We start from the raw sequence: 12,204 nt of genomic DNA on the forward strand, positions 1-12,204 counted from the left end.
GGATTACGCTTTCGCGGCAACCACACCTTCCGGGCGTTTCAGCACCGCATAGGAGAGACCCGCCACCAGCGTACCCACCACAATCGCAATCAGGTAACCCAGCACTGGGGTGATAGCGCCTGGAATCAGCAGCACGAACAAACCACCGTGCGGTGCCATCAGTTTCGCGCCAACTGCCATCGAGATAGCACCGGTAACTGCGCCGCCAACGATACAGCAAGGCAGAACGCGCATCGGGTCACGAGCCGCGAACGGAATCGCCCCTTCAGAGATAAAGCACAGGCCCAGAACCAGCGCCGCTTTGCCCCCTTCGCGTTGACCCTGATCGAATTTCTTACGCGCAACCAACGTTGCAATACCCATCGCCAGCGGCGGCACCATACCGGCTGCCATAATGGCAGCCATCGGTGCGTAAGTCTGGGTACTCAGCAGGCCTACGCCGAACGCGTATGCTGCTTTGTTGACCGGACCACCCATATCGGTACACATCATCGCACCAAGGATAGCGCCCAGCAGGACCGCGTTCGCGGTGCCCATGGTTTGCAGCCAGTGGGTCAGCCAGGTCAGCAGCGCGGCAACCGGGGTACCAATGAGGTAAATCATTGCCAGGCCGACAATCAGGCTGGATACCAGCGGGATTATCAGAATAGGCTTCAGCGCTTCCATGCTTGGTGGCAGCTTCAGCTTAGTGCTAATAAGTTTTGCCACGTAACCGGCCAGGAAGCCCGCGATGATACCGCCGATAAAGCCGGAACCGCCGCTCACCGCCAGCATACCGCCGATAAGACCAGGGGTCAGACCCGGACGGTCAGCAATGGAGAAGGCAATAAAGCCTGCCAGCACCGGCACCATCAGCGCGAAGGCTGAACCACCGCCAATCTGCATCAGCGCCGCAGCCAGCGTACCTTTGACTTCAAACGCTTTAATACCGAAGGCGAATGACAGCGCGATACACAGACCACCCGCCACAACCATTGGCAGCATGTAAGAAACGCCGGTCAACAGGTGACGATACGCCCCGCCGCCGCTCTCTTTCTTCCCAGCATCCGCCGGAGATTTCGTCTGGCCAGAAGGCTGATACGGCTTCGCTTCAACCATCGCTTTATCCAGTTCCTGCGCGGTTTTCTTCAGCGCAAGACCGGTGGTGGTGCGATACATTGGCTTACCAGCAAATTTCGCCAGATCCACTTCAATGTCCGCCGCGACGATAACCAGGTCAGCCGCTTCGACTTCTTCTGGGGTAATCGCGTTACCGGCACCCACAGAACCGCGGGTTTCAACCTTCACCCATAGACCGCGTTTTTTGGCTTCGGTCTCAATGGCTTCAGCCGCCATGAAAGTATGCGCCACGCCGGTTGGGCAAGCGGTGACCGCTACGATACGTTTTACCGCACCTTTCGCGGTTGGTTCCGCCTGCGCCGGAGCCTCGTAAGGCAGGGCGTGTGATTTGGCTTCGCTCAGGAACAGCTCCGGATGGGAAACTGCACGGTTGACGTCGCCAAGGTAAACCTGTTTGCCCGCCAGCGCGTTATCGGCAGGCAAAGCGGATCCCAGCACGATGGCCAGTTCAGCATCGTTCGGGTTATCAATGAATTCCAGGCGCGCTTTCTGCGCCGCCGCACCCAGCAGGGTCTTCGCCATATAAGCACGAGCCTGTCCAAGTTTGGCATCGATAATCAGCAGCGTTTTCATACGCCTCTCCCCTGCTGTTAGTTAAAAGGTTTCAGGTCGACACGCGCCATCATCGCGGCCAACTGGGTACGATCGGTAATGCCGACGTTGCTCTGGCTTACCGCCAGCGCAGCAACGGCAGTCGCCAGACGCAGGGTATGCTCGCTGGACTCACGCATCAGCAGGCCGTAAATCAGACCGCCAACCATGGAATCCCCTGCCCCTACCGTGCTTACCACTTCCACTGACGGCGGCTTGGCAATCCACTCGCCGGAGGCGTTAACCCACAGCGCGCCTTCCGCACCCAGTGAAATCACCACATGGGCAATGCCCTGCTCGCGCAGCGCGTGAGCCGCTTCAATCACATCTTTCATCTCAGGCAGCTTACGGCCAGCCCAGATTTCCAGCTCGCGACGGTTTGGCTTAACCAGCCATGGCGCCGCTTTCAGACCCGCAACCAGCGCTTCGCGGCTGCTGTCGAAAATAATGCACGGACACTGGCTGCGCAGGCGCGTCATCCAGTCGGTGAACGCTTCCGGGCTAACGCCCGCTGGCAGACTGCCGCTCACGCACACCATGTCGAACTGACCAAGCCAGGTCAGAGAATCGTTAACAAAGCGTTCCCAGTCAGACGCGGTAACGTCAAAACCGGAGAAGTTAAAGTCGGTGACTTCGCCGTCTTTCTCGGTCAGCTTGACGTTAATACGGGTACGGCCCTGAACGACCTGGAAACGGTTAGCAATGCCCAGTTCGCTGAACAGCTGCTGAAAACCATCCTGGTTGTCTTTACCGAGGAAACCGCCAACGGTGACGTCGATGCCAAGATCTTTCAGTACCTTAGCAACGTTGATGCCTTTACCCGCTGCATGCAGACCGGTAGTACGTACCAGGTTAACTTCCCCACGCTCGATTTCTGGCGTGAACCCTACCAAATCATAGGCCGGGTTTAAGGTAATTGTGGCTACTCTTCTGCTCATTTATGCGCCCTCCCCAAGGCCTGCAGCAATGGCTTCGCCAATAGCGTCCAGCGCCTGACGAGCATCATCCCCCTGTGCCGTGAAGCGCAGGCGATGACCTTTTTTAACGCCCAGCGCGACAACCTTCATCAGGCTACGTCCGTTGGCTGGTTTACCGCTGCCGTCAAGGTTGGTTACGGTAATGTCACTGCTAAACTGTTTAATAGTATTCACCAGCACGGTGCCCGGACGGGCGTGCAGGCCATGTTCGTTACGTACGACAAACTCTTCGCTGAGCAGGTCGTCAGCCAGCGCGTCATCGCTAGTCAGCAGCGCCAGCAGCGTGGCGGCATCGGCATTCAGCAGACGTTCAGCTTTATTGTCCAGCAGCAGGTTAACCAGGCGGTTAAGCACCGCGGTCGGCTGGGCATCGGCCATCGCGACGGTAATCAGCACGGAGGCAGCAGCATCGCCAACGGTAAACGGCGTCGCCGCACGACTGACCGCAATAGCGCTGCGCAGGTTGCCTTCAGCGCTGTCGTTCAGCCAGATACCCTGGCCCAGATTCAGCGGTTGATCGTTAATCACGCACGCCACAAAGTTAGCGTCTACCGCACCTGCTTCTTTCAGACGCGCGGCGTTCAGCGCCTGCAGCGTCACCAGGTCACTGGCGACAACGTCAATAGATAGCGTGTCGTTATCAAGCTTCAGCGCTTCGCTTTGCTTTTCACCCATCAACAGCGCGCGCAGCTCTTCAGCGGTGGTCGCGGTTTTCAGCTGTTCAGCCACCGCATCATCGCTCAGGACGTGCGTCAGTTGACGCAGCAGGCCGAGATGTTCGTCGGAGCTGGCGGCAATACCGATGGCAACATACGCCGTCTGGCCTTCGCCCCAGGTGACGCCCTGTGGAAATTGATAAACCTGAACACCGGTTTTCAGCACCTGATCGCGGGTATCGGTGGTGCCGTGCGGAATCGCAATGCCGTTGCCAAGGAAAGTGGAGGTTTGTTGCTCACGCGCCAGCATACCGGCAACGTAACCATCAGCGACGTTGCCTGCGCTGACGAGCGCTGCAGCAACCTGTCGAATAGCCTCTTCTTTATTCGCGGCCTGCTGGCCGGGATGAATATCCTGAACAGTTAACTGGAACATGGTTCCCCTCGCTCGCTGAATTGAATCGATTCAGCTTTTGTGAGAAAAAATCGCCGTGCTTAGCGGGTTAGGTGCTGAAGACGACGCTGAAACGTTTCAATAATTTTGTGCCTTTCTTAATCAGCCTGCAAGTTTTGCTGACAAATTGATTGCATAAATTAGATCTACAGCACATTTCATTATCATTCTCGCCACATTTGCTGAAGCACCAGTGCGCCCTTATCAGCCGCTTCAGCTAGATGTAAGCCAGATTTTGAAATGGCCTTTTATTTTTTCGTGCCGAATTTGATTTAGGTGACTGTTCATTTTCTGAGTCGCGTCGTAAACTCCCCGCCTCTCCTTATGTGACCGATAAAACAACATGCAAAACAGTACCGCCGCCGCCCCACGGCGTTCGTTTGATTTCACCTCATCGTCTTTTCTGATAGTGGCTTTTTTAACCGGTATTGCCGGTGCGCTGCAGACCCCGACATTGAGTCTGTTTCTGAGCAATGAAGTACACGTTCGCCCGGCGATGGTGGGCTTCTTTTTCACCGGCAGCGCGGTTATCGGCATCTTCGTCAGCCAGTTTCTGGCAAGCTACTCGGATAAACGTGGCGACCGAAAAAACCTGATCGTTGGCTGCTGTCTGCTTGGCGTGCTCGCCTGCGTACTGTTCGCCTGGAACCGTAACTACTTTATTTTGCTGTTTGTCGGCGTCTTCCTGAGCAGCTTTGGCTCAACGGCGAACCCGCAAATGTTTGCCCTTGCCCGTGAGCACGCCGATAAAACCGGCCGCGAAGCGGTAATGTTCAGCTCGATTATGCGTGCGCAGGTGTCACTGGCATGGGTGATTGGCCCGCCGCTGGCCTACGCGCTGGCAATGGGCTTCAGCTTTACGGTGATGTATCTCAGTGCCGCAGTAGCGTTTGTGGTGTGCGGTGCAATGGTCTGGCTCTTCCTGCCTACCATGCGTAAAGAGAAAGCCGCCGCCAGCGGGTCGATTCAGGCTCCGCGAACCAACCGCAAAGATGCCCTGCTGCTGTTCGTTATCTGCACGCTGATGTGGGGCACCAACAGCCTCTATATCATTAATATGCCGCTCTACATCATCAATGAGCTGCACCTGCCGGAGAAACTGGCCGGAGTGATGATGGGCACGGCTGCCGGGCTTGAGATCCCAACGATGCTCATCGCGGGCTATTTCGCTAAACGATTGGGAAAACGCTTTCTGATGCGTCTGGCGGCTGTCGCCGGACTATTCTTCTATATAGGTATGCTGACGTTTAACAGCCCAACGTTGCTGCTCGCGATGCAGCTGCTGAACGCCATCTATATCGGTATTCTCGGTGGGATTGGGATGCTTTACTTCCAGGACCTGATGCCTGGCCAGGCAGGTTCAGCAACCACGCTGTACGCCAACACGTCGCGCGTCGGCTGGATTATCGCCGGTTCGCTGGCGGGCGTGGTGGCCGAAATCTGGAACTACCACACCGTGTTCTGGATTGCGCTGGCGCTTTGCGTCGCCACCCTCGGCTGTCTGGTGCGAATTAAAGACGTTTAGGGCGCGGTAAGCGCTTCGAGGTTCAGCAAATAGGTCATCGCCGCATCTCGGTTTACCCCGCACATTTCCCGTGCGGGCTGTAGCCCGGCGCACACTTTAGGGCGCAGCGGTGAACCAAAGATTTTACAGCGCTGGCGTTCGTCAAGCTGTACGCAGGGCGTGTTCGCCGGTTTGCCATCAGGCATGCCGGGAATTGGGCTCGAGATTGAAGGTGCAGTGCAGCAAGCCCCGCAGTCCGGACGACATTCCATCGCGGGTTCTCAGTTGTGTTGATAGGTGGTTGCGCGCACAGTACCACCTTTTGAGCAAGCATAGCAAAAGCCTTTAATTCCACTTGCCTGAAACGCCCGGCACGAGTACTTTTACGCGATATTTTTGACACCCTAGTTCACAGGATAATTGCAATGCCAAGAGCGAACGAAATTAAAAAAGGTATGGTGCTGAATTACAACGGCAAGCTGCTGATTGTAAAAAATATTGATATTCAGTCACCGAGCGCCCGTGGCGCGGCAACGCTGTACAAAATGCGCTTCTCCGACGTCAGCACCGGTCTGAAAGTTGAAGAGCGCTTTAAAGGCGACGATATGGTCGATACCGTGACCCTGAACCGCCGCTTCGTCGACTTCTCCTACATCGACGGCAACGAATACGTATTCATGGATAAAGAGGATTACACCCCGTACATCTTCACCCACGACCAGATTGCTGAAGAGCTGCAGTTCATTCCTGAAGGCGGTATGCCGGAAATGCAGGTTCTGCTGTGGGACGGCCGGGTTCTGGCGCTGGAACTGCCGCAGACGGTGGATCTGGAAATCGTGGAAACGGCTCCAGGTATCAAAGGCGCATCTGCAAGCTCCCGTACCAAGCCAGCAACGCTGACCACCGGTCTGGTTGTGCAGGTTCCTGAATACCTGACTACCGGCGAGAAAATCCGCGTTCATATCGAAGAAAAACGCTATATGGGCCGTGCGGACTAATCTGTATCAGGCAATGTGCATCGTTCTGCCTGATGGCGCTTCGCTTATCAGGCCTACTCGATAGTGCAAACAAAAAGGGCAGCCGTTTTGGCTGCCCTTTTTTATTTCGGGAAATAACGAATTACAGCAGATCGCGGAACTTAGTCATTTTCAGCGCCAGCTCGACGCCGCGTACTTCCGCCAGACCTTTCAGACGACCAATCGCCGAGTAGCCCGGGTTGGTTTTCTTCTTCAGGTCGTCCAGCATCTGGTGACCGTGGTCAGGACGCATTGGAATAGGACGCAGATCGCCCGCTTTCTTACGACGCTGTTCTTCGGTCAGGATGGCATCAACCACCGCTACCATGTTCACGTCGCCCTGCAGGTGAGCGGCTTCGTGGAAGGTTTTTGGGTTCCCTTCACGGCAGGTAGAACGCAGGTGCGTGAAGTGGATACGGTCGCCGAAGGTCTCAATCATTTTCACCAGATCGTTATCCGCACGCACGCCGTAAGAACCGGTACACATGGTGAAACCGTTGTTGATGCTATCGACGGTCTCTTTCAGCCACTGCATATCTTCGATGGTAGAAACGATACGCGGCAGGCCAAGGATTGGGCGCGGTGGATCGTCCGGGTGAACGGCAAGGCGCACGCCAACTTCTTCAGCAACCGGCACGATGGCGCGCAGGAAGACGGCCATATTTTCACGCAGATTTTCTTTGCTGATGTGGTCGTATTCCGCGAGGCGCGCACGGAACTGATCCAGGGTATAACCCTCTTCCGCACCCGGCAGGCCAGCAATGATGTTGCGAGTCAGCTTGGTGACTTCCGCTTCGGTCATCGCCTTGAAATATTCCTGCGCCTGACGCTGCTCTTCAGCGGTGTAATCCGCCTGCGCGCCTTCACGCTTCAGGATATGCAGTTCAAACGCGGCGAACGCAATCTGATCAAAGCGCAGGGCTTTAGAACCATCCTCCAGCGTGTACTCGAGGTCGGTACGCGTCCAATCGAGGATAGGCATAAAGTTGTAGCAGACGGTGTCAATGCCACATTCAGCCAGGTTTCGGATGCTCTGCTGGTAATTAGCAATCCAGGTTTTGTATTCACCGGAGCCGGTTTTAATGTCTTCGTGAACCGGGATACTTTCAACAACGGACCAGGTCAGGCCTTTTTCAGCCAGCATCGCTTTGCGCTGTTTAATTTCTTCAACCGGCCATACCTGACCGTTTGGAATGTGGTGCAATGCCGTTACGACGCCCGTCGCGCCAGCCTGACGCACATCATCAAGAGATACCGGATCGTTCGGACCGTACCAACGCCAGGTTTGTTCCATTGCTCAACCCTCTAAAGTTGTTATACCAATAAAATCGCTGTTAATGACGACTACCATACATGTTTATTTATGAGCGTCAATAAATCCGCTGGGATTGATTGATCAAGCTCACATTAACGCGATAAATACGGCATACCAATTTAATTTGCTGTCATATAACTTTACACTGCAAACGTTAATTAATCGTTAATCGGATGTGTGAACAATGAATACAATCGCCTCAATTGCCCTCCCCGCCCACGTGCAGTTACCTCAATATGATAGACAACAGCTACGTTCGCGGATTGTGCATTTTGGTTTTGGTGCCTTCCACCGCGCCCACCAGGCGCTGCTAACCAACCGGGTGCTGAACCAGCACGGTGGCGATTGGGGAATTTGTGAAATCAGCCTTTTCAGCGGCGATGTGCTGATGAGCCAGCTTCGTCAGCAGGATCACCTATTTACGGTGATGGAAAAGAGCGCTGCGGGCAACCAGCCGATCGTGATTGGCGCGGTTCACGAATGCCTGAACGCTAAGCTCGACTCGCTTGCCGCCATCATCGAAAAATTCTGTGAGCCTCAGGTGGCGATCGTCTCACTGACGATCACCGAAAAAGGCTACTGCATCGATCCGGCGACTGGCCATCTGGACTTTACCCAGCCGCGGATCGTCCACGATCTTGAACATCCAACCGAACCGCACTCTGCACCAGGCATTCTCGTAGAAGCACTGCACCGCCGCCGTGATCGTGGACTACCTGCCTTTACCGTTCTCTCCTGTGACAATATCCCTGATAACGGCCACGTAGTGAAAAACGCCGTGCTGGACATGGCTACCCGCCGTGACCCCGCGCTTGCGAGCTGGATTGCTGAACATGTCAGCTTCCCAGGCACCATGGTCGACCGTATCGTGCCCGCGGCAACCGAAGCGTCGCTGGCAGAAATCAGCCAGGAATTAGGCGTAGTAGACCCGTGCGCCATCAGCTGCGAACCGTTTATTCAATGGGTGATTGAAGACAACTTTGTTGCCGGACGCCCTGACTGGGGCAGCGTCGGGGCACAGATGGTGAGTGACGTGCTGCCGTGGGAAGAGATGAAACTGCGTATGCTCAACGGTAGCCATTCCTTCCTTGCCTACCTCGGTTATCTTGCCGGTTATGCGCACATCAGCGACTGTATGCAGGATGAATCCTACCGCCGTGCCGCACGTCATCTGATGATGGCCGAACAGGCTCCTACGCTGCGGATTACCGATGTGGACCTCGGCGCGTATGCTGACAGCCTTATCGACCGCTTCAGCAACCCGGCGCTACAGCACCGTACCTGGCAGATTGCGATGGACGGTAGCCAGAAGCTGCCACAGCGCCTGCTTGACGGCATTCGCATTCATCTCAAAAATGGCAGCCGCTGGCCGCTGCTGGCGTTAGCCGTGGCAGGCTGGATGCGTTACGTGAGCGGGGTCGATGATGCTGGTCAACCGATTGACGTGCGTGACCCGCTGGCGGAAAAAATCCGCGGTATTGTGGATAACAGCACTGATGAGAACCGCGTTGCAGCGCTGCTGACGCTGCAAGAAATCTTCAGCAGCGATTTACCGGCCAATCCGCAGTTTGTCGCGGCGGTCCAGCAAGCCTGGCAAAATCTGGTTCATCAGGGCGCACGCCAGGCCGTGCTGACCGCGCTCAATAGTTAGCATTTTCTGCTGTTTTGCGGACTAACAGTGGATTGGTCCACCTTAACACTTCTCTTTTTGACGCTGCTTCGCCAGGATAAAGTGATCCAGTTAACACTATCACTGTGTCCTCGGCGGAGTTTTCGTGACTAAAACCAATCTGATCACCGGCTTTCTCGGCAGCGGGAAAACCACTTCAATTCTCCATCTGCTCGCTAATAAACCCACCGACGAAAAATGGGCCGTGCTGGTCAATGAGTTTGGCGAAGTCGGCATTGATGGTGCTCTGCTGGCGGACAGCGGTGCGCTGCTAAAAGAGATCCCCGGCGGCTGCATGTGCTGCGTGAACGGCCTGCCGATGCAGGTGGGTTTGAATACGCTGCTGCGTCAGGGAAAACCCGACCGTTTGCTGATTGAGCCTACCGGTCTCGGCCACCCGAAACAGATCCTCGATTTGCTCACTGCTCCGGTCTACGAGCCTTGGATAGACCTGCGCGCCACCCTGTGCATAATGGACCCGCGTCAGTTATTGGACGAAAAAATCGCCACCAACGAAAACTTCCGCGATCAGCTCGCGGCGGCCGATATTATCGTCAGCAACAAGGCAGACCGCGCAACGCCGGGAAGCCAGCAGGCGATGACCCATTGGTGGCAACAGAATGGCGCCGAGCGTCTGCATGTTGAAGCCACCCAGGGCAACATTAATATTACCCTGCTGGATATGCCCCGCAGCAACACCGTAGAACTGAAAGCCAGCGCCGCGCATTCACACTCTCACCCATCAAATAAGGGACTTGGCGCGTTAAGCCTGCCAGAGCACCAGCGCTGGCGCCGAAGCGTCAATGAGGGACAAGGCTACTTTGCCTGCGGCTGGATATTTGATGCCGACACCGAATTTGACACCATTGGCCTGCTGGAATGGGCGCGTCTGGCGCCAGTCACTCGTTTGAAGGCGGTAATGCGCATTCCTGAGGGGCTGGTCCGTATTAACCGCCAGGGCGCGGACCTGCACATTGAAACGCAGAATGTTGCACCACCAGACAGCCGTATTGAACTGATAAACGATGTACAAACCGACTGGAACCCACTACAAACGGCGCTGTTGAAACTTCGTTTAGGGTGAAACCGCTAAGGTTTCAGCTGAAACTAATTGCTATGATGACTAAGATGCGTACACGTTTTCCCCTGATTCTTCTCCTTAACGCCGCCGGTGTGGCGTTATTTCTCTCCTGGTTTCTGCCAGCCAACCATGGATTCTGGTCCGTGGCTGACCTCGCTATTTTTCACGCCTTTAACCAGGGTTTAAACGCAGATAATCTGGGCTACGCCTGGTTCTTAGCCATTATTAATAACCGCGCGTTCGACGGCTGCTCGCTGCTGGCAATGGGCTGCCTGATGCTGAGCTTCTGGCTGAAAGAAACGACGGCAGGTCGTCGTCGTATTGTGATTATTGGCCTGGTGATGCTGCTGGCAGCGGTGATCATTAACCAGTTGGCGCAGCATCTTATGCCGGTGACCCGCAGTAGCCCGTCACTCTCTGTGCCCGGCGTACACCGCGTTAGCGACTTTATCGACTTCTCAACCAAAGACGGCTCTCGGGACAGTTTCCCGGGCGACCACGGAATGATGCTGTTGATATTCGCGACCTTCATGTGGCGCTATTTCGGCCGTAACGCGTTTCTTATTTCGCTGGTCATTTTTGTGGTTTTTGCCTTCCCACGCGTGATGATTGGCGCTCACTGGTTCACCGATATTGCCGTCGGCTCGTTAACCGCAGTACTGATTGGTGCACCATGGGTTCTGATGACGTCATTAAGCGATAACGTGATTGCCTTGTTCGAGCGAAATTTGCCCAATTTGACCAAAGCAAAATCGGCGCAATAAATAACCAATTCATCTGATATTCCAGAAAGAGGGTATGCACCCTCTTTTTCTTTTTTTAATCGCTTACCGCAACGGTCATCTTCTCGTCACAATATTCATTTTGATAATGAATGAGTTGCCCATTTTTTATTCATAAATGCCGTAATTTTGCCCATTCACATTTTTTAACTTTGTGTATCACTATTTCTTATAAAAAATCGGCCAAAAGCGCTCGCAATGCCGCTTTCGTTAAGGTAATCTCATTCGCGTTTGTCGTTTCAAAGTGCAATTATTCGGTTCTCAAATAAAACTTTGTGCGCTATGCCACAAAACTGAATTCAAAGAATTGTCTCATTGATTGCGTGTATTTAGTCTCAGACGCGTTTGGCATTTTTTATAACGACTCCATCGTTAAGGACTTCAAGGGAAAACAACGAAAATGGTCAAATCTCAGCCGATTTTGAGATATATCTTGCGAGCGATTCCAGCAGTAGCAGTTGCGGTTCTGCTTTCTGCCTGTAGTTCCACGAGTAACACCGCTAAGAACATGCATTCTGAGACGCATGCAGTGGGCACCGAAGATGCCTCGTCACTGCAAGCCTCTCAGGATGAATTTGAAACCATGGTGCGTAACCTCGACGTTAAATCCCGTCTGATGGATCAATACGCAGGATGGAAAGGTGTTCGTTACCGCTTAGGCGGCGACACCAAGCGCGGTATCGACTGCTCCAGCTTTGTGCAGCGTACCTTCCGCGAACAGTTTGGCTTAGAGCTGCCGCGCTCCACCTGGGAGCAGCAGGAAACGGGCAAATCCGTTAAACGCAGTCAGCTCCGAACCGGTGATTTAGTGTTGTTCCGTGCCGGCTCTACCGGCCGCCATGTAGGCATCTACATCGGCAACAACCAGTTTGTTCATGCTTCCACCAGCAGTGGTGTGACCATTTCCAGCATGAACGAACCGTACTGGAATAAACGTTACAACGAAGCTCGCCGTGTCCTGAGTCGTTCGTAATGCCGTTTACCGTCGGTTTCCCTTGGCTGACGGTAAGCATAAAAAAAGCACTGCTTCGGCAGTGCTT

11 protein-coding genes are annotated in these 12,204 nt (G+C 54.5%); 6 read left to right on the top strand and 5 right to left on the bottom strand.

Annotated features, from left to right (window positions below; genetic code table 11):
- Nucleotides 1–3 precede the first annotated feature (3 nt).
- The 3 genes from fruA to fruB are packed head-to-tail and all read right to left on the bottom strand — an operon-like array spanning nucleotide 4 to nucleotide 3,779.
- On the bottom strand, nucleotides 4–1,692 hold the full coding sequence (fruA, locus tag RDN66_RS00180) for a PTS fructose transporter subunit IIBC (protein WP_035893467.1): 1,689 nt from the start codon (nucleotides 1,690–1,692) through the stop codon (nucleotides 4–6).
- Between the two features lie 17 nt (nucleotides 1,693–1,709).
- On the bottom strand, nucleotides 1,710–2,648 hold the full coding sequence (gene fruK / locus RDN66_RS00185) for a 1-phosphofructokinase (RefSeq protein ID WP_035893469.1): 939 nt from the start codon (nucleotides 2,646–2,648) through the stop codon (nucleotides 1,710–1,712).
- Nucleotides 2,649–3,779 carry a fused PTS fructose transporter subunit IIA/HPr protein gene (gene fruB / locus RDN66_RS00190; protein ID WP_202217579.1) on the bottom strand — a complete coding sequence of 377 codons (1,131 nt, stop codon included), beginning with the start codon at nucleotides 3,777–3,779 and terminating at the stop codon, nucleotides 2,649–2,651.
- A 361-nt stretch (nucleotides 3,780–4,140) separates the two neighbouring features.
- Between fruB and setB the strand changes: the two genes are divergently transcribed.
- Entirely contained in the window at nucleotides 4,141–5,322 is a 1,182-nt protein-coding gene (gene setB, locus RDN66_RS00195; RefSeq protein WP_202217578.1) for a sugar efflux transporter SetB, read from the top strand.
- Here setB and RDN66_RS00200 read toward each other — a convergent pair.
- Entirely contained in the window at nucleotides 5,319–5,573 is a 255-nt protein-coding gene (locus RDN66_RS00200) for a YkgJ family cysteine cluster protein (RefSeq protein ID WP_035893475.1), read from the bottom strand. The genes setB and RDN66_RS00200 overlap by 4 nt on opposite strands.
- 153 nt (nucleotides 5,574–5,726) lie before the next feature.
- On the opposite strand from RDN66_RS00200, the gene yeiP reads away from it, so the two are divergent.
- The gene (gene yeiP / locus RDN66_RS00205) at nucleotides 5,727–6,299 is read left to right on the top strand and encodes an elongation factor P-like protein YeiP (protein WP_202217577.1); all 573 of its coding nucleotides are present in this window, start codon (nucleotides 5,727–5,729) and stop codon (nucleotides 6,297–6,299) included.
- Between the two features lie 121 nt (nucleotides 6,300–6,420).
- On the opposite strand, the gene uxuA is transcribed toward yeiP, so the two are convergent.
- Nucleotides 6,421–7,611, bottom strand: coding sequence for a mannonate dehydratase (gene uxuA / locus RDN66_RS00210; protein ID WP_035893479.1), 1,191 nt, complete (start codon nucleotides 7,609–7,611; stop codon nucleotides 6,421–6,423).
- Nucleotides 7,612–7,816: 205 nt separating this feature from the next.
- Between uxuA and RDN66_RS00215 the strand changes: the two genes are divergently transcribed.
- The 4 genes from RDN66_RS00215 to mepS all read left to right on the top strand — a co-directional run bounded on the left by RDN66_RS00215 (nucleotide 7,817) and on the right by mepS (nucleotide 12,137).
- Nucleotides 7,817–9,283: a mannitol dehydrogenase family protein gene (locus RDN66_RS00215; protein ID WP_115073869.1), complete on the top strand. Its 1,467-nt coding sequence runs from the start codon at nucleotides 7,817–7,819 to the stop codon at nucleotides 9,281–9,283.
- A 124-nt stretch (nucleotides 9,284–9,407) separates the two neighbouring features.
- Nucleotides 9,408–10,385 carry a GTP-binding protein gene (locus RDN66_RS00220; protein ID WP_308537436.1) on the top strand — a complete coding sequence of 326 codons (978 nt, stop codon included), beginning with the start codon at nucleotides 9,408–9,410 and terminating at the stop codon, nucleotides 10,383–10,385.
- Nucleotides 10,386–10,420: 35 nt separating this feature from the next.
- Entirely contained in the window at nucleotides 10,421–11,146 is a 726-nt protein-coding gene (locus RDN66_RS00225; protein ID WP_202218080.1) for a phosphatase PAP2 family protein, read from the top strand.
- Between the two features lie 418 nt (nucleotides 11,147–11,564).
- Nucleotides 11,565–12,137, top strand: a complete 573-nt coding sequence (mepS, locus tag RDN66_RS00230; RefSeq protein ID WP_035893485.1) for a bifunctional murein DD-endopeptidase/murein LD-carboxypeptidase — start codon at nucleotides 11,565–11,567, stop codon at nucleotides 12,135–12,137.
- Nucleotides 12,138–12,204 lie beyond the last annotated feature (67 nt).

The organism is uncultured Kluyvera sp., from assembly GCF_902485085.1.
Lineage (GTDB): Bacteria > Pseudomonadota > Gammaproteobacteria > Enterobacterales > Enterobacteriaceae > Kluyvera > Kluyvera ascorbata.